General features: G+C 69.2%; 25 protein-coding genes. 6 read left to right on the top strand and 19 right to left on the bottom strand.

Annotated elements, in window-relative coordinates:
- Window positions 1-22 precede the first annotated feature (22 nt).
- Window positions 23-568, top strand: a complete 546-nt coding sequence (locus tag BKA24_RS01345) for a hypothetical protein (RefSeq protein WP_184214541.1) — start codon at window positions 23-25, stop codon at window positions 566-568.
- Between the two features lie 75 nt (window positions 569-643).
- Here the strand turns inward: BKA24_RS01345 and BKA24_RS01340 are convergent, their stop codons facing one another.
- From BKA24_RS01340 to BKA24_RS01320, 5 genes are all read right to left on the bottom strand, one after another.
- Window positions 644-1030 (bottom strand): DUF779 domain-containing protein, encoded by a 387-nt coding sequence (locus BKA24_RS01340; protein ID WP_184214539.1) that lies wholly within the window; start codon window positions 1028-1030, stop codon window positions 644-646.
- 11 nt (window positions 1031-1041) lie between these two features.
- A complete protein-coding gene (gene exaC / locus BKA24_RS01335; protein ID WP_184214537.1) occupies window positions 1042-2589 on the bottom strand; it encodes an acetaldehyde dehydrogenase ExaC in 1548 nt (515 codons plus the stop codon).
- Window positions 2590-2700: 111 nt separating this feature from the next.
- Entirely contained in the window at window positions 2701-4026 is a 1326-nt protein-coding gene (locus tag BKA24_RS01330) for a GAF domain-containing protein (RefSeq protein WP_184220292.1), read from the bottom strand.
- A gap of 73 nt (window positions 4027-4099) precedes the next feature.
- Window positions 4100-4528 (bottom strand): hypothetical protein, encoded by a 429-nt coding sequence (locus BKA24_RS01325; RefSeq protein ID WP_184214535.1) that lies wholly within the window; start codon window positions 4526-4528, stop codon window positions 4100-4102.
- A gap of 23 nt (window positions 4529-4551) precedes the next feature.
- Complete coding sequence (locus tag BKA24_RS01320; RefSeq protein WP_184214533.1) at window positions 4552-4881, bottom strand: winged helix-turn-helix transcriptional regulator; 330 nt, start codon at window positions 4879-4881, stop codon at window positions 4552-4554.
- Window positions 4882-4953: 72 nt separating this feature from the next.
- Between BKA24_RS01320 and BKA24_RS01315 the strand changes: the two genes are divergently transcribed.
- Window positions 4954-5601, top strand: coding sequence for an FMN-dependent NADH-azoreductase (locus BKA24_RS01315; RefSeq protein WP_184214531.1), 648 nt, complete (start codon window positions 4954-4956; stop codon window positions 5599-5601).
- Window positions 5602-5617: 16 nt separating this feature from the next.
- Here the strand turns inward: BKA24_RS01315 and BKA24_RS01310 are convergent, their stop codons facing one another.
- The 7 genes from BKA24_RS01310 to BKA24_RS01280 form a co-directional block, all read right to left on the bottom strand.
- Window positions 5618-6124, bottom strand: a complete 507-nt coding sequence (locus tag BKA24_RS01310) for a hypothetical protein (RefSeq protein WP_184214529.1) — start codon at window positions 6122-6124, stop codon at window positions 5618-5620.
- Entirely contained in the window at window positions 6121-6726 is a 606-nt protein-coding gene (locus BKA24_RS01305; protein ID WP_184214527.1) for a hypothetical protein, read from the bottom strand. The genes BKA24_RS01310 and BKA24_RS01305 overlap by 4 nt, the downstream gene beginning before the upstream one ends.
- Window positions 6723-7328 carry a hypothetical protein gene (locus tag BKA24_RS01300; RefSeq protein ID WP_184214525.1) on the bottom strand — a complete coding sequence of 202 codons (606 nt, stop codon included), beginning with the start codon at window positions 7326-7328 and terminating at the stop codon, window positions 6723-6725. Before BKA24_RS01300 ends, BKA24_RS01305 begins: the two co-directional genes overlap by 4 nt.
- Entirely contained in the window at window positions 7325-8503 is a 1179-nt protein-coding gene (locus BKA24_RS01295; protein WP_184214523.1) for a hypothetical protein, read from the bottom strand. The genes BKA24_RS01300 and BKA24_RS01295 overlap by 4 nt, the downstream gene beginning before the upstream one ends.
- A complete protein-coding gene (locus tag BKA24_RS01290; RefSeq protein WP_184214522.1) occupies window positions 8503-8814 on the bottom strand; it encodes a hypothetical protein in 312 nt (103 codons plus the stop codon). The genes BKA24_RS01295 and BKA24_RS01290 overlap by 1 nt, the downstream gene beginning before the upstream one ends.
- Window positions 8815-8901: 87 nt before the next feature.
- Window positions 8902-10329, bottom strand: a complete 1428-nt coding sequence (locus tag BKA24_RS01285; RefSeq protein WP_184214519.1) for a CCA tRNA nucleotidyltransferase — start codon at window positions 10327-10329, stop codon at window positions 8902-8904.
- A 48-nt stretch (window positions 10330-10377) separates the two neighbouring features.
- Complete coding sequence (locus tag BKA24_RS01280; protein WP_184214516.1) at window positions 10378-11901, bottom strand: DUF7059 domain-containing protein; 1524 nt, start codon at window positions 11899-11901, stop codon at window positions 10378-10380.
- A gap of 93 nt (window positions 11902-11994) precedes the next feature.
- On the opposite strand from BKA24_RS01280, the gene BKA24_RS01275 reads away from it, so the two are divergent.
- The 4 genes from BKA24_RS01275 (at window position 11995) to trxA (ending at window position 17204) form a co-directional block, all read left to right on the top strand.
- Window positions 11995-14127, top strand: coding sequence for a DUF6049 family protein (locus BKA24_RS01275; RefSeq protein ID WP_246366970.1), 2133 nt, complete (start codon window positions 11995-11997; stop codon window positions 14125-14127).
- Complete coding sequence (gene murJ, locus BKA24_RS01270; protein ID WP_184214514.1) at window positions 14111-15727, top strand: murein biosynthesis integral membrane protein MurJ; 1617 nt, start codon at window positions 14111-14113, stop codon at window positions 15725-15727. Before BKA24_RS01275 ends, murJ begins: the two co-directional genes overlap by 17 nt.
- A gap of 98 nt (window positions 15728-15825) precedes the next feature.
- Complete coding sequence (gene trxB / locus BKA24_RS01265) at window positions 15826-16806, top strand: thioredoxin-disulfide reductase (protein WP_184214512.1); 981 nt, start codon at window positions 15826-15828, stop codon at window positions 16804-16806.
- A 74-nt stretch (window positions 16807-16880) separates the two neighbouring features.
- Window positions 16881-17204 (top strand): thioredoxin, encoded by a 324-nt coding sequence (trxA, locus tag BKA24_RS01260; protein ID WP_184214510.1) that lies wholly within the window; start codon window positions 16881-16883, stop codon window positions 17202-17204.
- A 126-nt stretch (window positions 17205-17330) separates the two neighbouring features.
- On the opposite strand, the gene BKA24_RS01255 is transcribed toward trxA, so the two are convergent.
- The 7 genes from BKA24_RS01255 to yidD form a co-directional block, all read right to left on the bottom strand.
- The gene (locus BKA24_RS01255) at window positions 17331-17666 is read right to left on the bottom strand and encodes a tryptophan synthase subunit alpha (protein ID WP_184214508.1); all 336 of its coding nucleotides are present in this window, start codon (window positions 17664-17666) and stop codon (window positions 17331-17333) included.
- 58 nt (window positions 17667-17724) lie between these two features.
- Entirely contained in the window at window positions 17725-18711 is a 987-nt protein-coding gene (locus BKA24_RS01250) for a ParB/RepB/Spo0J family partition protein (protein WP_184214506.1), read from the bottom strand.
- The gene (locus tag BKA24_RS01245; RefSeq protein ID WP_184214504.1) at window positions 18711-19637 is read right to left on the bottom strand and encodes an AAA family ATPase; all 927 of its coding nucleotides are present in this window, start codon (window positions 19635-19637) and stop codon (window positions 18711-18713) included. Before BKA24_RS01245 ends, BKA24_RS01250 begins: the two co-directional genes overlap by 1 nt.
- Window positions 19638-19892: 255 nt before the next feature.
- Entirely contained in the window at window positions 19893-20543 is a 651-nt protein-coding gene (gene rsmG, locus BKA24_RS01240) for a 16S rRNA (guanine(527)-N(7))-methyltransferase RsmG (RefSeq protein WP_184214502.1), read from the bottom strand.
- Window positions 20536-21042 carry a R3H domain-containing nucleic acid-binding protein gene (locus tag BKA24_RS01235; RefSeq protein ID WP_184220289.1) on the bottom strand — a complete coding sequence of 169 codons (507 nt, stop codon included), beginning with the start codon at window positions 21040-21042 and terminating at the stop codon, window positions 20536-20538. The genes rsmG and BKA24_RS01235 overlap by 8 nt, the downstream gene beginning before the upstream one ends.
- A complete protein-coding gene (gene yidC / locus BKA24_RS01230) occupies window positions 21036-22187 on the bottom strand; it encodes a membrane protein insertase YidC (protein ID WP_184220286.1) in 1152 nt (383 codons plus the stop codon). Before yidC ends, BKA24_RS01235 begins: the two co-directional genes overlap by 7 nt.
- 6 nt (window positions 22188-22193) lie before the next feature.
- Entirely contained in the window at window positions 22194-22508 is a 315-nt protein-coding gene (gene yidD, locus BKA24_RS01225; RefSeq protein ID WP_184220283.1) for a membrane protein insertion efficiency factor YidD, read from the bottom strand.
- Between the last annotated feature and the right edge of the window lie 32 nt (window positions 22509-22540).

Genomic DNA, 22540 nt, shown 5'->3' with positions numbered 1-22540 from the left:
CCGAGACCAAGGAGACAATCACATGCCCCGTTCGCTGACCGTTTCGAGCGGCCTCGCCGCCGCCGCCATCGCTCTTCTCGCCCTGTCGGGGTGCGCATCGCCGTCGGCTCCCTCGAACACCGAGGACACCTCCAGCTCCGCCGAGGCCGAGGCGCCCGAATCGACGGAGACCGAGTCGGAGGCTCCCGCCGGCGACCAGAGCGTTGCCGACGCGTGCGCCCTGGTCCAGTCGGAGCTCACCGAGGTCTCGACGCAGATCAACGACGCCAGCACCGAATTGACCGAGGCCGTCCAGTCGGGCGACACCAGCGGCGCGCGCGAACTGTTCGGTCAGGTGGGCACGCGGATCGATGAGATCTCGACGCAGGTCACCAACCCCGAGGTCGCCGAGGCGTTCGGTGCCTACTCGACCGCGTGGAGCGACTTCGAGACCCTCTTCGGCCAGGTGAGCGACGCGGTGGACGCACAGGACCAGGAGGCGATCCAGGAGGCCGCGAGCGGCCTGACCGACACCTCGAGCGCCCTGGTCGACTCGACCCAGGGCCTGAGCGACGTCTGCACCGGCTGACACACACGCCCACGAAACGCGCCCCCTTCGGTCCGCCGGGAGGGGCGCGTTTCGTGGGTCAGGCAAGCCGACGGATCAGGCGAGCCCGACGGCTTCGAGTTCTTCCGCGGTGAGCATCCGCGACCGGGTGAGGAAGCGCATCCCGGTCGGCCCTTCGACGGAGAAGCCCGCGCCGCGGCCCGGGACGACGTCGATGGTGAGGTGCGTGTACTTCCAGTACTCGAACTGGGATGCCGACATGTACACCTCGATCCCGTCGTCCAGCCCCACCTCGACCGTGCCCAGCAGCACGTCGCCGGGGCCGGTCAGGAACATGCCGACGGGGTAGCACATCGGCGCGCTGCCGTCGCAGCATCCTCCCGACTGATGGAACATCAGCGGGCCGTGCTGCGCGGTGAGGGTGCGCAGCAGAGCCGCCGCCTCCGGGGAGACGGCGACCCTGCCTGAAGCGGTGTCGACCATGGGATGCCGATTCAGAAGAAGCCCATCGCGCTCTCGGCGTACGACACGAGGAGGTTCTTCGTCTGCTGGTAGTGATCGAGCATCTTCAGGTGGTTCTCGCGTCCGATTCCCGACTGCTTGTACCCGCCGAAGGCCGCGTGGGCGGGGTACTGGTGGTACGTGTTCGTCCACACCCGACCGGCCTCGATCGCACGGCCCGCCCGGTACATGGTGTCGGCCGAACGGCTCCAGACGCCCGCACCCAGCCCGTAGAGGGTGTCGTTGGCGATGTCGATCGCGTCGCCGAAGTCGTCGAAGCTCGTCACCGACACCACGGGGCCGAAGATCTCCTCCTGGAAGATCCGCATGTCGTTCGTGCCCTCGAACACCGTCGGCGCGACGTAGTATCCGCCGCTCAGGTCGCCGCCGAGGTCGACCCGCTCACCGCCGGCGAGCAGCTTGGCGCCGCCCTGCTTCCCGATGTCGATGTAGCTGAGGATCTTCTCCAGCTGGTCGTTGGAGGCCTGCGCACCGATCATGGTCGCCGGGTCGAGCGGGTTGCCCTGCACGATCTTCGAGACCCGGTCGAGGCCGTCGCCCAGGAACTGGTCGTAGATCGACCGCTGGATGAGAGCGCGTGACGGGCACGTGCACACCTCGCCCTGGTTCAGCGCGAAGAACGTGAAGCCCTCGAGCGCCTTGTCGTAATAGGCGTCGCGGTCGCGCGCCACGTCGTCGAAGAAGACGTTCGCGCTCTTGCCGCCGAGCTCGAGCGTGACGGGGATGAGGTTCTGCGATGCGTACTGCATGATGAGCCGGCCGGTCGTGGTCTCACCGGTGAAGGCGACCTTGCGGATGCGCTTGTGCTGCGCGAGCGGCGCGCCCGCCTCGATCCCGAAGCCGTTCACGATGTTGACGACGCCCGCCGGAAGCAGGTCGCCGATGATCTCGAAGAGGAACAGCAGTGATGCGGGAGTCTGCTCGGCCGGCTTGATGACGACGCAGTTGCCCGCGGCGAGGGCGGGTGCGAGCTTCCACGTGGCCATCAGGATCGGGAAGTTCCAGGGGATGATCTGACCGACCACTCCCAAGGGCTCGTGGAAGTGGTAGGCGACGGTGTCCTCGTCGATCTGGCTGAGCGAGCCCTCCTGCGCGCGCAGCACACCGGCGAAGTAGCGGAAGTGGTCGACGGCGAGCGGGATGTCGGCGGCGAGGGTTTCGCGGACGGGCTTGCCGTTCTCCCAGGTCTCCGCGACGGCGATCTTCTCGAGGTTCTCCTCGATCCTGTCGGCGATCTTGTTGAGGATGACGGAGCGTTCGGCGGGAGTGGTGCGCTTCCACGACTCGAATGCCTTCCACGCCACGTCGACGGCCCGGTCGATGTCTTCGACGGTGCCTCGCGCGACTTCGGTGAACGGCTTTCCGGTGACGGGGGTGATGTTCTCGAAGTACTCGCCCTTGATCGGTTCGACGAACTCGCCGCCGATGTAGTGGCCGTACCTCGGCCGGTAGTCGGCGACCGCTCCCCGCTGGCCCGGTGCGGCGTAGACGCTCGAGACGCCCTCTTCGACGATGGTCATGCTGTCTCCTTCGACGTCATGGTCGCGGCGGCTCCGCCGCGAACTCGGATGCCGCGCACGCTACGCCGCGCAACGTTGCATCCGGTTGCGCCGGCACTGAGGGCTCCCTGATCAGGTCGTCGTCTCGGCGCCGAGCGCCTCGAGCCGAGCGACCAGCCCAGGGCGACGCGGGGAGCGCGGCGGCAGCATCCGCAGGCACAGGCCGAGCACCTCGGCGTCCTCTCGGCCGTCGGCGCTGTCGGCGTAGGCGAGCAGCGCCTCGACGCCGGCCTCGCCGATCATCGACTCGCGGAGGGTGGCCCGCACCGAGGCGCGCAGCTCCTCCACGCCCGGGGCGACCGAGTCCGGCAGCACCGGCCCGGTGTACGCGGCGAGCGCGACGCGGTGCGCCCCGCGGTCGAGCAGCGACACGACGTGCTGCACGTCGGTCTCGAGCTCCGCCGGCAGCCGGTACGGACGCGACAGCGGCACGAGCTGAGGCGCCTGCTTCTCGAGCACCCTGCGCAGCCGCACCATCTCGGGACGCAGGGTCTCGACCGCGGGCTCGCCGTAGACGAGGTCGGCGAGCGCCTCGGCCGACAGGCCTTCCCGGTGGCTGGCGAGCATGAGCAGGATCTCCGCGTGTCGTGCACTGAGCTCGAGGACGGATGCCGCGGCATCCCCCTCCGTCTCGAGCAGCGCCCGGTCGCGCCCCAGAACCCGCAGGGTCGCGTGCCGGACGGTCGCGGCGCGGGGGGCTCGGCGCCGGGGCGCCTCGGCGCGGGAGCGCAGCCGTCCGACGAGCAGCTCGCTCTCGATGGCGCGCGCCGTCGCGTCGACGAGCAGCTGCGCCTGCGGCGTCACCGCTTCGGGTCCTCCGGTGACGTCGATGACCCCGAGCAGCCGCCGGGTCTCGGGGTCATGGACGGGGGCGGCGGTGCACGACCACGGCTGGACGTAGCGGTTGAAGTGCTCAGCCTGTCGGATCTGCACGGCGCGGTCGAGGGCGAGGGCGGTTCCGGGGGCGGAGGTGCCGACCTCGGCTTCGGACCAGTTCGACCCCGCGACGAATCCCATGTCCCCGGTGAGGCTGCGGACGCCGCGGTCTCCTTCGACCCAGAGCAGTCGTCCCGAGGCGTCGCCGACGGCGACGACCACCCCGGAGTCTTCCGCGGACCCCGGGAGGAGCAGCGACCGCACCATCTGCATGACGCCTGCGAGGGGGTGCGCCCGGCGGTAGTCCTCGAGTTCGTCGGCGGTGAGATCCAGGCGGGGCAGGCTCTCCGCTCCGACCGACGACGCCAGCGACCTCCGCCATGAGTCGCGCACGAGCGCACGGACGTCGCCCAGCCGGCGATCGCCGAGGTTCCCGGCGAGGAGCTCGTCGTGGGCGCGCTCGACGAGCAGACGCGAGGTGTCGGGAGCGACCTCGGTGTAGGTGGACCACGGCGACGGCACGGCGGCTCCGATCATCGTCGAAGGAGCGGATGCCGCCAGTGTAGGCGTCGACCCGCCCGCCCGCGAGGGTGGGTCAGTCGGTGATGTCGACGCCCGCGTCGAGGGTGAACTCACCGGCACGGACGTGGAGGGTGGCGAGGCCTCCGACCGCGTCCCCGGGAACCGTGACGGCGGTCGTGAAGGCACCGTCGGTGATCGCCGCCGTGCCGAGCTCCTGCTCGCTGAGGTCCTGCTGCCACGTGATCGCCGCTTCCGGCCATGCCGGGTCGGATGCCTTCGATGTGTCGTTGCACGGTCCCCAGTTCGATCCCGACACGGTGATCTCCTCACCCGGGGCGGCCCGGGCAGGCGTGACCGTCACGATGGGGGCGGCGCACGCGCCGGCAGAGTCTCCCGAGGGGGGCGCGTCGGGGCCGCCGGCGCAGCCGGCGAGCGCTGCGGTGAGCGCTGCGGTGAGCGCGAGGAGGAGCAGAGCGGCGCTCGCGGTGCGGGTCCTGGTCATGGCTCCGTGGGTCGCCGAGCGCGTCAGCGCCTCGTCAGGTTTCCGTCGGCCCACTCACCCAGCTGGCTGAGGATGGGGATGAGTCGTGTTCCCGCGTCGGTGAGGACGTAGGCGACCGCGACCGGGGGGCCTGGGTCGACGCGCCTGTCCAGGAGCCCGGCGTCGCTCAGCTCGGTGAGTCGATCGGACAGGACGGCGTCGCTGATGCCGGAGACGGCGCGCCGCAGCCCGACGAACGAGAGGGCGCCCTCGCCGAGGACGTCGAGGATCATGCCGTTCCATCTCTTCCCGAGCACCGAGAAGGCGTGGGAGACCGCGGCGTCGCACTGCCGTGCGTGGTGCTCTTCGGTCATGCCTCCATCGTATCCGTGCTAGCGTTCCCGAAGCCGCTTTGTTTTTCATAGTCACTTTGATCGGAGAAGCACATGACTCTCTTCCGCCTCGATGCCAGCATCCTGCCCGCCACGTCTGCCAGCCGCGCCCTCGGCGACCTCGTCGAGGCCGAATGGCTCGCCGCGCACCCCGACAGCTCCGTCGTGCGACGCGACGTCGCCGCCGATCCGATCCCCGCGACGGCGTGGCGCGACTCGGTGACCTCCGGGTTCACCCCGGCCGACCAGCACACCGACGGGCAGCGCGAGGCGATCGCGCTGCGCACCCTGCTGGCTGACGAGCTGATCGGCGCCGACGCCCTGCTGTTCACCGTCCCGCTCTACAACTACGGGGTCTCGCAGCACGTGAAGGCCTGGTTCGACCTGGCCTACACCGACCCGCGCATCGACCCACAGGGCACCGCCCTCCGCGGAAAGCCCGCCACCTTGGTGACCGTGCTCGGCGGCAACTACGAGCCGGGCAGCCCCAAGGAGGGCTGGGACCACTCGACCGGCTGGCTGCGACGCGTCTTCGAGGACGTCTGGGGCCTCGACCTGACTGTCGTGCACCGCCCGTTCACACTCGTGGGCGTGAATCCGGCACTCGACGCGTTCGCCGATGCCGCCGCTGCCTTGAAGACGGATGCCGAGCAGGCCGCCGTGACCGCGGGGCGCACGCTCGCGGCATCCCGCGCCGCCTGAGAGCAGGATCGGGCGATCAGCCCCGCGCGAGCTGGAGCGCGTCGTCCCACACGGCGCCCAGGGCACGCGTGTCGCGATCGAGCACGTCGACGATCCGCACGAGGCCGTCCGAGGTCGGCACCTGCACCCGCAGCAGGAAGGCCACCTCGGGCGCCCCGGCCGGCGTTACGACCGACAGGGTGACGAGGGCGCCGTCGTCGTGGGCCTCCCGGCGCTGCAGGTCGGCATGGGGGAAGTCCGCCGGTGCCGCCGCGTCGAGCGTGTCGGCCGCTCGCTCTTCGACGGAGAGGTCGGCGACGACACCGGTCGCCACCTCGCCGAACCCGTGCCACATCCGCGCCGCGACACGAGTGGTCACGGGCAGCCGAGCCATCGCTGCGGCGAGGAAGTGGGTCGCCTCGTCGACGTCCGCACCCTCACCGGGTACCGCCCCGCTCGCGGCGAGCAGTTCGGGCGCCACCGCTTCGGCGGCGTCGGCCGTCAGGGCGAAGGGGATCGGGAGCCACCCGTCGGGAATGCTCATGCGAACCGCCAACGGAACGTCGAGACCATGGCGTCCGCCAGAGTCGTGAATGCCTCGAGTGCCTGCCCCGACTCCTCGACCCCCAGGTGCACGATCGAGGCCATCAGCAGAACGCCGCGTCGGGGCGCGCGACCGGGGAACGGGACGACGTAGGAGATCTCCCGCGCGAACAGCTCCGCCATCCCTTCGGGTCCGGGCCGCTCCGCGACCCAGCGGAACACCGTTCCCGGTTCGGGGAGCTCGACGCGCTCGACTGGGCGCTCCGCACCGGCTCGGCCCCTCAGGTCGGACTCGAAGTCACCCGCTGCGACCCACGGGGACGCCGCGACACTCATCGGCGTCGCGCCCTCGCGCGCGGGCTCGACCGGCAGGAAGATCTCCATCACGTTCGCGGACTGCATCCGCTGCCACTGCCGGTGCACCATCGAGCGTGTCTCCGCATCGAGATCGGGGCGACCGACGGCCTTGAACCGGCTCGACATCAGTCGGATCAGCTCGTCGCGCCCCTCCGTCGTGGCGGGGAAACGCCCCCAGTCCGGCGGTGTCAGCAGTGTGTAACCCGCGGGCGGTCGCTCCGCCCCCAGCTCGGCTCGCAGGCTCATGCGCCATCCTGCCGACGGTCACGGGCTGAGGCGCGCAGCGCGCGACCGGCCTCCCGGCGCCTCCGCGCCGCGGCGCCGGAGCGCACGGACGCGACGATGCCGACGATCAGGACGACCGCCGCCAGCGGGGTCAGCACCCAGTGCCATCCGATGGGGTAGCCCTCGGGACCGGGGGTGCGGATGATCCCCGTCGGGTCGGCGTCAAGAGCGGCGATGGCCCACGGGAAACCTCCGAAGAGCAACAGAGACACGAGACTGACGTACGGCGCATCGGCGCCCACGGCGCTCCTGCCGCGCAGAAGGTAGACGAGCGCCGCCGCCATCCCCACCGCTCCCGTGGCGACGGTGAGCCACGCCGGCACGCTCAGGACGCGGTCGTCGATCGCCGACCCCCAGAGCGAATGCTCGTCGTCGGTCGGCCAGACGCGCCCGCCGTTGAGCGCGAGCCGTGCCACGAGGGGAACGATGAACTGTGCCGCCGCGAACATCGCGCACACCGTGAAGATCAACCGGATCCGTCCGAGCCCGCCGGGCAGCCTCGCCCGGTTCCGGGTGACCGGTGAGAGATCGGTGAAACCCGCGTGCACCCGCCCGTCGCTCACGGGCGTCCCACCGGCGTGTAGAACGGCGTGCTCGTGAACACGCCGCCGCCGGTCCCGGCGATCCAGTTGCCGAGGCTCGCCCACCCGCGCGCACCGATCTTCGGCACAGCCTCGACCACCATGTCACCCCACGCTGCGGCGATCGTGCCGCTGCGCGCCGGGGTCGACGCCCACTGGGTGAGGTTTCCACCCCACTTGTTGAGGACCGCCCAGCTCTGCCCGCGCATGAGGGTGGAGAACGGGTTCACGCTCAGCCCGGAGGGAATCCTCGGCATCGAGAAGCCTCGGGCTCCTCGAGTGAAGACGGGAAGGTCCTGCGCGAGGTTGGAGGCGTTGAGGATGCTGCTGCCGGGGCGCGCGGCCGCGTTCACGCCGCGGGCGAGGAGACCGCCGGCGCCGGCGGTGACCAGACCGAACGCGCTCCACAACACATCGGAGAGCGACGCTTTGCCGTTCGCGTAGAGATAGGCGGTGCCGGCCAGGTGCACCGCGGAGAGGGTGATCGTGGCCGCGAGGATGATCGACGACCACGGGCTCGACACCACGAACAGGGCCGCGACGGCGAGCACGATGATCGCGTAGCCGATGATCTTCAGCGCATCGGCTATCCAGTCCCATTTGCCGTCGTCGTTGTCGGCGGCATCCATCGCCTCCGCCACCCCGTCGGCGGCCTTCTCATAGGCGGACTCCCACGTCGAAAAGGCGGTGTCGAAGGGCTTCCACGCGTCGCGCAGATCCTGCTCGGCGGCCTCGAGGGTCTCGGCCGGGGTCGGACCGTCGTCGGCGGGCGCATCAGGGGTCGGCGTGACAGGGGCGAAGGACGCATTCAGCGCCGTGCGGTATGCCTCCATCGCCACGGTGATCGCGCTGCGATGGGTCGTGTACGCGTGGCGCGCGTCCGCCAGCGCGGGACCGTACGGCTCCAAAGCGATGCCGGTCTCCTCGTAGCGGACGGCGGCTTTGCGCAGGTCGCCTTCGAGCTTGTCGGCATCCTCTTTCAGCCGGTTCGTGCCCATGCTGATCTGCGAGTCCGCGATGTCGCGGAGGGTGTCGGCGGTCGTGGCCATCGCCTCACCGAGCGTCTTGTAGTCACCCGCGGTCTTCTCGATGATCTCGGGATTCCCGGCGAACTGACGCAGTTCGTTGCCGTCGGGCGAGCGGTGCAGGAGCGACATCAGGATCCGTCCTCCGTGCCCATCTGCTCGAGCTGGGCGCTGGCTTCGGCTTCCCACTCGTCCCAGCCCTGGATGATCGACGAGAGCCCCTTGCGGACATTCTCGATCATCTCGGTCAGATCCTCGCGGTTTCCCGACCAGTTCGCCTCGAACCACCCCACCCGGTCGCGCAGGGAATCCTTCCCGTGCGGGTTGTCGATCGCCGACTCGAGCGAGTCGTTGATCGATGAGGCGTTCTTGAACGCGGTCTCGGCACTGCGAAGCGTGTCGCGTGCGTCGCGCAGTCGGTCTCGGTCGAGCAGGACGTCCATCAGGGCCTCCGAACAGGGTGCGGTCGGTCCGTCCACCCTAACCAGCGCGGGCGCGACGGCCCATGGGGAGTGCTCCCCACTCGGGGATCAGCCCCGGGCAGACCACCATTCGCGCAGGCGCTGCTCCGCGGCATCCGGGCCGATGAGGCCCTCGTCGAGCCGGATGTCCAGCAGGTAGCGGTACGCCTCGCCGACCTCGCGCCCAGGCGGGATGCCCAGCAGCTCCTGGATGCGGTTGCCGTCGAGCTCGGGACGCATGGCGTCGAGCTCCTCCTGCTCGGCGAGCAGGGCGATGCGCGACTCGATGTCGTCGTACGCCGTCCGCAGCCGGTTCGCCTTGCGCTTGTTGCGCGTGGTCACATCGGCGCGGGTCAGGATGTGGAGCCGCTCGAGCTGATCGCCGGCGTCGCGCACGTATCGGCGCACGGCCGAATCGGTCCACGCGCCCTCCGCGTACCCGAAGAATCGCAGGTGCTGCTCGATCAGCTGCGCCACAGCGTCGATCGTCGCGCTGTCGAACCGCAGCGCCTGCAACCGCTTGCGCGCCATACGCGCGCCCTTGACGTCGTGGTGGTGAAAGCTGACCGCGCCGCCCTTCTCGAGCTTGCGCGTCGCCGGCTTGCCGATGTCATGCAGGAGCGCCGCGAGACGGAGCGTCACGTCGGGAGCCGCGTCGCCGTGCCGTTCGCGCTCGAGACCGATCGCCTGCGACAGCACGGTCAGCGAGTGCTCGTACACGTCCTTGTGGTGATGGTGCTCGTCGACCTCGAGGCGCAACGCGGGCACCTCGGGGAGGAACAGCTCCATCAGGCCGGTGTCCACCAGAAGACGGATGCCGCGGTCCGGCGCGTCCGTGGACAGCAGCTTCACGAGCTCGCCCTGCACCCGCTCGGGGCTGACGATCGACAGCGTCGCGGCCAGGCGCGTCATGGCCTCGGTCGTGTCGTCGGCGACGACCATGCCGAGCTGGCTGGCGAACCGGGCCGCGCGCAGCATGCGCAGCGGATCGTCGCCGAAGCTGACGTCGGGATCGGCTGGTGTCCGCAGCCGCCCCGCGACGAGGTCCTCCACACCCCCGGTCGGATCGACGAGAGAGGGGCCCGGCACCCGGAGCGCCATCGCGTTGACGGTGAAGTCGCGGCGGGAGAGGTCCTCCTCGAGCGTGTCGCCGAACGCGACGGTGGGCTTGCGGGTGACGCCGTCGTAGCTGTCTGCCCGGTATGTGGTGATCTCCACCTGCTCGCCACGGACCTTCGCCCCGATGGTCCCGAACGCGCGTCCGATGTCCCACGTCGCCGTCGCGAGCGGCTTGACGATGCGGAGGATGTCGTCGGGGCGGGCGTTGGTCGTGTAGTCGAGGTCGTTCGTGCGCCGACCGAGCAGTGCGTCGCGCACCGGACCGCCGACGATGGCCAGTTCGTACCCCGCGTCGGCGAAGGCACGAGCCAGGAGCGCGGTCACGGGAGCCTCGGCGAGCGCCCCCAGGCGCGCGAGACCGTCGACCATGTTCAGCATGCCTACGAGCCTATCTGCGGCGTGCAATCCGCCCCGGCGGCATCGGGATCAGGCCAGGCGGAGGAAGCCGGTGAAGACCAGCTCGCGCACCCGTGGGAGGAGATCCGCGCGCAGCGCCGCGGCATCCACCTCGAGCAGATCGGCGATCGCGTCGATGAGCACCCCCACCGCGAGGTCGCCGTCGCACGCCCCCACGAGCGCCGCCAGCGCCGGATCCACGTCGAGCACCCGGCCGAAGCCACCGCCCTGCCGCAGCTCGATCACGGTGGGATCTTCCTCGCCGGGCCGATGATGACGCGCCTCGGTCACATCGGTCGCGACGATCGCCGTCGACTCCGCGAGCGCGTCGTCGTCGAGGATGCCCAGCCGATCCCACGCCGACAGCGCCTCGCCGAGGTGCGGGCCGAGAGCGCCCGCGACCGGCTGTCCGACTCTCTCGTAGCGCGCGAGCGGCGGCATCCCGATCGGCGTCCGACGCAGCAGCAGGTACCCGAACCCGATCGCCGTGACGCGTCGCTGCGCGAAGTCCTGCAGCCAGGCGTCGATGAGCCCTGCGTATTCGGGGCTCCCCGGTGTGGTCCCGCCGTCGCGCACCCAGAGTTCGGCGTACGCGAGCGGGTCGAGCTGCTCGCGCTCGACGATCCAGGCGTCGAGCGGCACACCGGATGCCGCGACCCAGCCGCGCACCCGATCAAGACCGTCCTCGCCGTCGCGGTACTCCCAGTTGCCGAGCAGCTGCGCGGTGCCCGCCGGGCGCAGGACGTCTCCCACGCCCGACACGAAGGCCGCCACGAGCTCGTCGCCCGCGAACCCCGCGTCGCGGTACTCGTACTCGGGAACCCCCGCGACGCGCGGCGTGATGACGAACGGCGGATTCGACACGACACGGTCGAACGTCTCGCCCGCCACGGGCGCGAACAGGCTCCCATGCCGCGTCTCGATGCCGTCGAGTCCGTTCAGGGCGGCGTTGAGAGCCGTGAAACGGAGCGCCCGCTCCGAGACATCCGTCGCCACGACATGCGGCGCGGCACGGCGCGCCCGAAGGGCCTGGATCCCGCAACCGGTGCCGACGTCCAGCACGCGTTCGGCCGGCGTCGTCAGCTGCAGCCCGGCGAGGGTGAGTGACGCTCCACCCACCCCGAGCACGTGCCCCGTCGGCAGGGCACCGCCCAGCGCCGCCTCGTCGAGGTCGCTCACGATCCACCAGTGCTCCGCGCCCGCGGCATCCTCGACGTCTTGCGGGCGCAGCAGCACGAGCGGCGACACCGCATCGCCGTCGACCCGCACGAGCCCGAGGGCTTCGGCCCCGGCGACGCCCAGCGTCGGCAGCGCGCGGTCGACAGCCGTGACGGACGCCGCCGACCCCAGGAACAGCAGCCGTGACAGCGTCGCGAGCGCATCGTCACGGGCATCGAGCGCCCGCAGTGCTGGCCCGAGCAGTCCGCGCCCGGTCGCCGCGTCGGCAAGCGGCCCCCACGCCGCTCGGACGGCGTCGGCCGTGTATCCCGCCGCGGTCAGATCGTCACGCAGCGCGGCGACGAGCGCGGCATCCGGCAGATCGGTGTCACTCACCGTCCCATTCAACCGTGCCACCGCCCTCGCAACGAGCGGGGCACACGCAGGCTATCCCCGGGTTCGCAGCCACCGCGCCGTAGACTCGCTCCGATGGTGCGGTCATGGATCGCACAGGAAATCGACCTCGCCATGACCTTCTCCCCGTCTGTCGCGGACCGCCGCGCCGCGAACCGCCGCCGCTGGGCGCGCCCGCTGGTGACCGCCGCCGTCGCGATCGGCCTGCTCGCGCCGCTCCCGGCGGCCGCGGCGACTTCCGACGAGGAGCCCGTCGGATTCACCGTCGCACCGTCGAATCAGGGCGTCGTGGCGAGCGGCCAGTCCCTCGTCCTGTCGGTTACGACGGTCAATCCCGGCGCCGACGCCCTCGCCGAGGGCGAACTGGTCATCCAACGCGGTGCACGCCGTCTGACCACGGAGGGCGCGCTCGACGCGTGGCTCACCGCCGGCGATGCCTCGGGGTCGTTCGTGGAGATCTCGACCACCGACGTCGACGCCGTCGCCGCCCAGAGCGAGGCGAACGCGACCCTGGCGCTCGATGACGACGACACCGGGATCGATGACCTGGCCGCCGGCGTGTATCCGATCCGCGCCACCTACGACACGGGTGGCGAGAGCGTGTCCACGCGGACGGTGATCGTGAAGCCGCGATCCGCGTCGGGCGCCGCCGGCGTCGGCGTGATCGTCCCGATCACCGCGGGCGCCATCTCGACGGGCATGCTGGGTGCCGAGGCGCTGACCGAGCTGACCGGGCCCGACGGCTCCCTCACGGCCCAGCTCGACGCCGTCACCGCCACCCCGGCCATCCTCGCCGTCGACCCCGCGATCGCCGCGTCGATCCGTGCCCTCGGCTCCTCGGCTCCTGCGACCGCCGAGGAATGGCTCGACCGACTCATGGCGCTCCCCAACGAGCGCTTCGCCCTGCAGTACGGCGACGCCGATCTGGCCGCACAGGTCGGAGCGGGGCTCGACGCTCCGCTCCAGATGACGTCGTTCGCGCCGTATCTCGACCCTGCGAACTTCGATCCTCCGGACACGGCCGGCACCGACGACGGTGACACCCCGGCGGCGAGCCCCACGCCCGGCGCCCCCGTCCTCCCCACCCCCGAGCAGCTTCTCGAAGTGGGCGCGACGCGGGATGCCGTGTACTGGCCGGCCACGGGAACAGCCGGCGCCGAGGTCGCCGAAACCCTGAGCGGGCTCGGCACCTCCGCCGCGGCATCCGGCTCGCCCCTCATCGTCCTTCCCGACTCCGTCGTCAATGAGAGCTCGGCCACCCGCGCCGTCGCCGGCGAGGCCGAGCTGCTCGTCTACGACTCCGACCTCTCCGCCGATCTCCTCGAGGCCTCCACGACGGACGCGCCGACGGAGCGCGCCGCGCTGCTCTCGGCGCTGACCGCTCGCACGACGCTCGCAGCGGCATCCGGCCCGCTGCTGGTGACCGTCGATCGTGCCGACGGCCGCTCGAGCGCAGCGCTGCGCGACACGATCCTCGCGGTCGCCGGTCTCCCCGCCCGGGTGTCGTCCGGACTCGACTCCCTCGTCGCGGAAGATGCCGTCCGGGTCACGCTCGATCCAGTCGACGCGGATGCCGCGCGCGCAGCCGCCCTCGCCGGTTTCATCGATGCGGGCCCGGACCTCAACCGGGTGGCCGCCGTCCTCGAGGACCCCGACCTGCTGCGCGCGAACGAGCGGGCGACCGAGCTCCAGCTCCTGGGCAACGCGTGGTCGACCTCACCGGAAGACTGGGCGGAGGCGATCGTCGCGCATCAGGCGCGGATCGCGGCCTGGTCGGACGGCGTCGCTCTCGTGCCGGGGCAGGACATCGACCTCTGGGGGTCCAACGCGGTCCTGCCGTTCACGGTGCGCAACGACCTCCCCTGGCCTGCCACCGTCGACCTCTTCGTCACCCCCAACGACGCCCGACTCGTCCTCACCGGCGAGACGACGGTCGTCGTGGGCGCCGAGCAGACGGCGCGCGTCCAGGTGCCGGTGGAGGCACTCGTCGGCAGCGGACGGTCTTCGATCGACCTGCAGCTGCGCACCCCGGGAGGCGTCGACCTCGGCGAACGGCAGACGTACAGCGTCTCGGTCCAGGCCGAGTGGGAGTCCGCCGCGATGATCGGGCTGAGCGTCCTGGTGACCGCCCTCGTCGTTCTGGGCATCGTCCGCACGGTCCGTCGCCGTCGGCGGGGAGGGGTGAGATCCGATGGCCGGGCTGGGTAGGGCCAGCGCGACCGTCGCCGCGGGCACGATGGTGTCGCGCGTCACGGGCCTGATCCGCAACATCGTCATGACGGCCGCTGTCGGCCTCATCGGCTCGCACGCCGCTGACGCGTTCGGCGCGGCGAACCAGATGCCGAACACGGTCTTCACCGTGATCTCGTCCGGTCTGCTCGCTGGCGTCATCGTCCCGCAGATCGTGAAGGCCGTGAAGACCCACGATGATCGCGGCAGCGCGTTCGTCTCCAAGCTCCTCACGCTCGGCGTGGTCGTCCTCACGATCGCGACCGCCCTGGCACTCCTGGCGGCCCCTGTCCTCGTGCAGATCTACGCCGGGCAGTTCAGCGAAGAGGCACAGGCCCTCACCCTCTCGCTCGCGTACTGGTGCCTACCTCAGTTGTTCTTCTACGGGCTTTACGCGCTCGTCGGCGAGGTGCTGAATGCCCGTCGCATCTTCGGCCCCTACGCGTGGTCGCCGATCGTCAACAACGTGGTGTCGATCGCCGGCTTCGGTGTCTTCATCGCGCTGTACGGCCTCTACGAAGACGCGACGGGCTGGACTCCCGCGATGATCGCCCTGATGGGAGGCACAGCCACCCTCGGTGTCGTCGTGCAGGCCGGCATCCTGTTGCTGTTCTGGCGGCGGGCAGGCCTGCATGTCCGACCCGACTTCCGGTGGCGCGGCATCGGTCTGCGCCACATCGGACGTCTTGCCGGGTGGACGTTCCTGATGGTGATCGTGGGCCAGATCGCCGGCGCGGTGCAGGCCTATCTCGTAAGCGCGGCATCCGGCCAGGACGCCGCGAATGCCAGCCTCCAACAAGCCTGGCTGTTGTTCATGCTCCCCTTCTCTGTGATCGTCCTGTCGCTGGGAACCCCGTACTACACGAAGCTCAGCGAGCACGTCGCCGAAGGGCGGACAGAAGCGGTCACCGCCGATCTCGGCTCCCTGACCCGCACCGTCGGGATCTTCATGGTCGGCGTCCTCGCTGCGATGATCGCCGCCATCGTGCCCCTGTCACGCATCTTCTCGAAGGATGCCGCCGATGCGGTGGCCTTCTCCTGGGTCCTCGCCGCGTTCCTCGTCGCGCTGTTGCCTCTGTCGTTTCAGTTCGGCGTGCAGCGCACGTTCTACGCGCTCAAGGACACCCGTACCCCCTTCTTCTACACCGCCGTCCAGGCCGCCGTCGTGATCGTCACCGCGATCACGGCTTCGGCACTCGTGAAAGGTGGCGCACTCGACATCGCCTGGCTCGCCGTCGCGATCGCGTTCGGCCAGTCGATCGCGAACCTCGCTCAGTTCGCCCTTGCCCTGACTCTGCTCCGTCGGAAGATCGGGGCGCTGGGCCTCGGACCTGCGTTCGCCGCCATCGCGAGGTTCGTCTTGGCGGCGATCCCGGCAGGGGCCGCGGGCTGGGGAATGTTCCTCCTGTTCGGGGGAACGTCGGGCTGGTCCGCGTCCGACCGATTCCTCGGCATCCTCGGCGCTGCCCTGATCGGTGGCACGACACTCGTCGTCTACGCCGCGATCCTCGCTGCGTTCCGGACTCCGGAACTGGCCGTCGCCGGCCGAGCCCTCCGCCGTTTCCTTCCCGGTCGCTGAGACACCCCGCACGCCCAGGCGTCGTGGAATGCCACACGACTAGCATTGGTTGGACGTGTCGGGGCGAGGATATCGCCCCGATTGAGAAGGGATTCATCGTGCGCAAGGTCATCATCATCGGCTCGGGCCCCGCGGGTTACACCGCGGCGATCTACGCGGCGCGCGCCAACCTGTCCCCCCTGCTCATCGCGAGCTCGGTCGAGGCCGGCGGTGAGCTGATGAACACGACCGAGGTCGAGAACTTCCCCGGATTCCCCGAGGGCATCATGGGCCCCGACCTGATGACCAAGATGCAGGAGCAGGCCGAGAAGTTCGGCACCGAGGTCGTCTACGACGACGTCACCGCGGTCGACTTCTCCGGCGACATCAAGTCGGTCACCCTCGGCAGCGGAGTCACGCACGAGGCTGAGGCCGTCGTCTTCGCCACCGGTTCCGCGCCCCGCAAAATCGGCATCGAGGGCGAATCCCGCCTTTCGGGCCGTGGCGTGTCGTACTGCGCGACCTGTGATGGATTCTTCTTCCGCGAAAAGGCGATCGCGGTGGTCGGCGGCGGTGACTCCGCCATGGAAGAGGCCACCTTCCTCACCAAGTTCGCCTCCAAGGTCTACGTCATCCACCGTCGTGACGAGCTTCGCGCATCGAAGATCATGCAGGACCGCGCACTGGCGAACGAGAAGATCGAGTTCGTCTGGAACAGCGAAGTCGTCGACATCCTCGGCGACGACGCGGTGAGCGGCGTGCGGTTGCGCAACACCGTCGACGGGAGCGAGAGCGATCTGGCTCTCGAGGGCGTCTTCGTGGCCATCGGCTACGACCCGCGCACTCACCTGGTCCACGGTGTCCTCGACATCACCGAGCACGGCACGATCCAGGTCGACGGTCGCACGTCCAAGACGTCCGTCCCCGGGATCTTCGCCGCCGGTGACGTCATCGATCCCACGTACCGGCAGGCGGTGACCGCGGCTGGCAGCGGCACCGTGGCCGCCCTCGATCTCGAGCACTACCTGGCTGCACGCGGCGACGCCGGTGCCCCGGCACAGGATGCCGCAGAAATCCAGGGCCTGCCCACACCCGCCTGAGCCCGGAACAATTCCGGTATCCCCCGCGTTTTCCCCACTGACACGACCGTGTCGATTCCGAAGGAGACAGACATATGACCGCCAAGGCCACGAGTGAAAGCACCTGGCAGCAGGACGTCATCGACGCCGAAGGCCCCGTTCTGGTGGACTTCTGGGCAGCCTGGTGCGGACCCTGTCGCATGGTCGGCCCCATCCTCGACGAGATCCAGGCCGAGAACCCCGAGAAGATCACGGTTCTGAAGCTCAACGTCGACGAGAACCCGCAGCTCGCCATGGAGTACCAGATCACCTCCATCCCCGCGATGAAGGTCTTCAACAAGGGTGAGGTCGAGAAGACGATCATCGGCGCGAAGCCGAAGTTCGCCCTCCAGCAGGACCTCGCCGACTACATCGGCTGACCCGCTCCTCGAAGGACCCGCTCGACACCTTGTCGGCGGGTCCTTCGTCGTTTCCACGGATGTTTCACGTGGAACGTTCGCGCTCGCGAGTGGGCGTGCTCGGTCGTGCGCGCTCTCGCCGAGATCTCAGGATGCGCGGACGGACAGATCCCACGTCCGATGCGGCTCGCTGCCCAACAGGCGCCACACCGCGGCGCTCAGCTGCGGGAAGTCGAGCGCGATCTGCCTCAGCACTCGGTAGTTGCGGGCGTGGGTGGGCCGATTCCCGCCATCGGCCGCGATGTTCTCGGCGCGCAGCGTCAGAACGACAAGCTCATCCACCGTGGGGAGATCCTCCATGAACTCCCACGGATCCTCGCCGTCCCGCAACCGCTCCTCGACCAGCACCGACAGTTCGTCGGCGGCCTCCGCACGCAGGAGCTCGAGGCTCGCGCGGCGTGGCAGGGAGGGGTCGTTGGTCACCCTTCCAGGGTACGCGGGTCTGAGAACCACCGGACGGTCGGGACCGCACCTCCGTCCGTCAGAGCGCGCCGTACTCCGTCTCACCCAGTTCCCCGAGGATGCGGTTGAGGTCCTGGATCGTCGCGAAATCGACGATGATCTGGCCTTTCTTCGCCGTTAGGTTGATCTTGACCTTCGTATTCAGCCGGTCGCCGAGCCGATCTGCGACGTCGTCGAGGTGCGCACGTCGGCCGCCGGCCTTCGGCGGGGCAACGACGCGGTTCCCCACGGTCTTCGCGGCCGCCTCGGCCGCACGCACCGACAGATCCTCGTTCACGATCTTGTCCGCGAGACGCTGCATGGTCTCCACATCGTCGAGCGACAGGATCGCGCGCGCGTGACCGGCGCTCAGCACGCCGGCCGCCACCCGCTGCTGCACCGGCACCGGCAGCTTCAGGAGCCGGATCGTGTTGCTGATCTGCGGGCGAGACCGCCCGATGCGGGAGGCGAGCTCCTCCTGCGTGATCCCGAAGTCCTCGAGCAGCTGCTGGTAGGCCGATGCCTCTTCGAGCGGGTTGAGCTGCGAGCGGTGGAGGTTCTCCAGCAGAGCGTCACGGAGGAGGAACTCATCCTCGGTCTCCCGCAGGATCGCCGGGATGGCGGTGAGGCCCGCCTCGCGAGCAGCGCGGGTACGGCGCTCGCCCATGATGAGCTCGTACTTACCGTCCTCGTTTCGCCGCACGACGACGGGCTGGAGCACGCCGAACTCGCGGACGCTGTGGACGAGCTCGGCCAGGTCATCGGCGTCGAAGTTCGTCCGCGGCTGGCGCGGGTTGGGGACGATCTCGTGCGGATCCACCTCGATGAGGCGTGCGCCCGGGATGGCCACGAGCTCGGCAGCATCCTCAGCCGCAGCGGAGGGAGTCGTGGCCGCGACATCAGCGGCATCCGTGTCCCCTGCCGAGGCCGCACCCGGGAAGAACACGTCGACTGGTCGTGCCTCTGAAGAGTCCGCCGTGGGGATGAGGGCTCCGATACCTCGGCCCAGTCCGGTTCGCTTGGCCATCATCGGGCTCCTTCTGTTGATTGCTGCTGACCTCGGGCGACGATCTCCACCGCCGCCTCGCGATACGCGACCGCGCCCGTCGACTGCCCGTCGTAGGCGATGACCGTCTGGCCGAAGCTCGGTGCTTCGGAAATGCGCACGGAGCGCGGGATGACCGTGGTCAACACCTGCTCCGGGAAATGGGTGCGGACCTCGTCGGCCACCTGCTGCGCGAGGCGCGTACGGCCGTCGTACATCGTCAGCAGGATCGTCGAGAGGTGCAGCTTGGTGTTGAGGTGCTTCTGGATCATCGACACGCTGCCCAGGAGCTGGCTCAGTCCCTCGAGCGCGTAGTACTCGCACTGAATGGGGATGAGAACCTCATCCGCAGCGGTGAACGCGTTGATCGTGAGCAGACCGAGCGAAGGTGGGCAGTCGATGAACACGAAATCGACGTGATTCTCCGCGAGATACGTCTCGAGCGACGTCCGCAGACGGTGTTCACGCGCCACGCGAGACACGAGTTCGATCTCCGCGCCGGCGAGGTGGATGGTGCTGGGGGCGCACAGCAGATTCGGCGACTCCGGGCTCACCTGGATGACATCCGCGAGCGGCTCTTCTTCGATGAGCACGTCGTACACGCTCGGCACATCAGCGCTGTGCGGCACGCCCAGCGCCGTGGATGCGTTGCCCTGCGGGTCGAGGTCGATCACGAGGACCCGCGCACCGACGGAGGCGAGGCCGGCCGCAAGGTTGACGGTCGTGGTCGTCTTCCCCACGCCGCCCTTCTGGTTGGACACCGTGATCACGCGGGTCGATCCGTCGAACTCCACGTGCACCTCCGCGAGCGCCTTGCGCCGAGTCGCCAGATCGGCGAGTTCTCGCGCAATCGGACTGTCGTCGAGTGAGAAGGGTGCGGAGGCGGTCGCATTCTCCGGTTCCGGCACCTGAAACTCCTGTCGTGTCGAGGACCATCCCACTGTAGTCGAGGCATCCCCCGTCCGCGTCAGCGCCGCAGTCTTCCGCGCCGCTGATGGTCATGTTTCACGTGAAACACCGAGTGCGCGGTCCCTGTTCGGCGGCACTGCCGGTCACCGGTGTTTCACGTGAACCACGTGCCAGACAGCGTTTCTGGACCGATCAGGATGAACGCGAATGCCGTCACAACGTTTCACGTGAAACATCGCGGCGCGGCGCTGGCCTCAGCGGACGGTGGCGCGGATGACGCGTGTCGGCTCGGCGATCGTGCCCACCCCGACCGTCTCCACGCGCACGTGGGAAAGACGGAACTTCCGGATCTGCTTCTCCGCAGCACCGATCTCGTTCTCTGCGTTCGCGCCCTTGAGGAGGACGAGCTCCCCGCCATCCCTGACAAGCGGGGCGGTCAGAGGAATGAGAGTGCGGAACGCACTTACCGCCCTGGCCGTGACGGCGTCCAACGTCGCGCCTTCGTCCCAATCCTCACCGCGGGCGCGCACGATCTCGACGTTGTCGAGACCGAGCGACTGAACCTGTTCGGTCAGCCATGCCACGCGACGCTCCATCGGTTCGATCAGTACCCACCGGACATCCGGCCTGGCGATCGCCAGCACAAGGCCGGGGAGCCCGGCGCCCGACCCGATGTCGCCGACGCGCGAGCCCGACGCGAAGAGGGGCGCTGCGATCGCGCTGTTCAGGATGTGACGGTTCCACAGACGGGGGAGTTCCAGCGGCCCGATCAGGCCCCTTTCTTCTCCCTCGGCCGCGAGATCTGCCGTGAATCGACGGGCAAGGTCGATTCGGGCTCCGAACAGGGCTGCTGCCTCGGTCGGCTCCGACTCGACGCCGGATGTTTCACGTGAAACGTCAGCCACGTCGGATGACCGTGTGGCGGTCGGCGCCCTCGCCGTAGGACTCTGAGATCAGCCCATGCTCGGCCGCGATGTCGTGGATGAGCTTGCGCTCGTAGCTCGACATCGGCGGCAGAGAAGCCTGGCTCGCACCCTCATCCAGACGGGCGACGGCGCGCTCGACCAGCTTGGCGAGCTGACCCTGCCGAGCATCGCGCGAGCCGGCGACGTCCAGGATCAGGCGCGAAAAGCGGCCCGTCCTCGTCTGAACGGCGATGCGCGTCAGCTCCTGCAGAGCCTGGACGGTGTCAGGGTCCGAGAGGGCGGCGAGAGCGCCCGGGTCCTCGTTCTCCACCGAGACGTATGCACGGCCGTTCTTGACGTCCAGTGCGAGGTCTCCATCGATGTCGGCGATGTCGAGGATGCCCTCGACATAGTCCGCAGCGATGTCGCCCTCTTCTTCGAGCTGCTCGATGGATGCCGGGACGCGCGCGTCCGTGGTCTGCTCCGGAGTCGTCACGATGCGTTCCCTCCCTGGGTGGGGGCGTCGGGTGTCTGCCCGTTCTGCGACGGAGCGGACGTGCCGTCCTGCTTGCCCTTCTGGGCCTGCTTCTTCGCGCGCTGCTTGCTGATCGGCTGCTGACGCTTCGGCGCTTCGGCCTTGGCCTTCTGCGCCTCTTCGAACAGTCGCTGCTGTTCGGCCTGGTGCTTCTCGAGCGGGATGACGCGGCCCTTGGCATCCAGTGCCTTGCCGCGCTTGGCGAGCCGCTCGTCGCGGGCCTTGGCCGCTTCGGAGCCGGGGGTCGGGAGGTTCCGGATGACGACGAACTGCTGTGCCATGGTCCACAGGTTGGAGATGAACCAGTACATGACCACGCCGAGCGGGAAGAAGACGCCGGAGAAGACGAAGGCGAGGGGCAAGACGTAGAGCATGATGCGCTGCATCTGGTACGCCTGGCCGGTCTTGGCCTCCGGCGACAGGTTCTTCGAGATGATCTGCAGCTGCGTGAAGAACTGCGAGACGATCATGAGGACGACCAGGACGATGAGGATCGCCACGGTGACTGTCTGACCGTCGTTGATCGCCTCGATCATGTTGACGTGCAGGGGAGCGACGCCGAACAGCTGTGCGTCGTAGAACTGCTTCGTGAGTTCCGAATCGAGGAATCCGACACCGCCGACTCCCCACTCGGCGTGCTTCTTCACGTCGCTGAGCGTGTAGAACATGCCGAGGAGGATCGGCATCTGCACCAGCAGCGGGAGACAGCTCGAGAACGGCGTCGTTCCGTGCTTCTTGTACATCGCCATCGTCTCGCGGCTCATGGCCTCGCGAGAGAGCTGGTCCGTCTTGCCGCGGTAACGCTCCTGGATCTTGCGCATCTCGGGCGCGAGCTCGAGCATCTTCCGCTGGCTCTTGATCTGCCGCACGAACAGCGGGATCAGCGCCGACCTCACGATGATGACGAGCCCGACGATGGACAAAACCCAGGTCAGACCGGTATCCGGCTGCATCCCGAGGGATGTGAAGATCCAGTGCCAAAACACGAGGATCGCCTCGACGGCCCACTTGAAGGGCCACATGATGATGCTGAAGAAATCAGGATCACCGGGGGGCGGGGTGGTCGGGGTCGGGACCGCCGGCGTAGGGGTCGCGGCGAAGAGATCCAGCAAGGATCAGTCCTTTCTGCGGGGCACGACGAATCCGTGCGAAGTCAGGTTGTATCGGAAGTGCGCGTGAGGAGGAACGTCGTCGATACCGCCGGCCGCCCAGGGGTGGCACCGCAGCACACGAGCCGCGGCGAGGGCGGCACCCTTCACCGCTCCATGCTGCTGAACGGCACCCAGCGCGTATGCCGAGCACGACGGGTAGTACTTGCAGACGTCCCCGTACACCTTGGACACCGTCGCACGGTAACCATGGAGGAAGCCGATGACGGCGTTGCGAGGGAGCAGCGGGATCGACGAGGGAAGGGATGCCGTGTCGAGCACGGCCTCGCCCCTCGTGTAGGACGGCAGCGTCG

Source organism: Microbacterium marinum (assembly GCF_014204835.1).
In the GTDB taxonomy this organism is placed as follows: Bacteria; Actinomycetota; Actinomycetes; order Actinomycetales; family Microbacteriaceae; genus Microbacterium; species Microbacterium marinum.
This window is presented reverse-complemented; position numbering and strand designations above follow the sequence as displayed.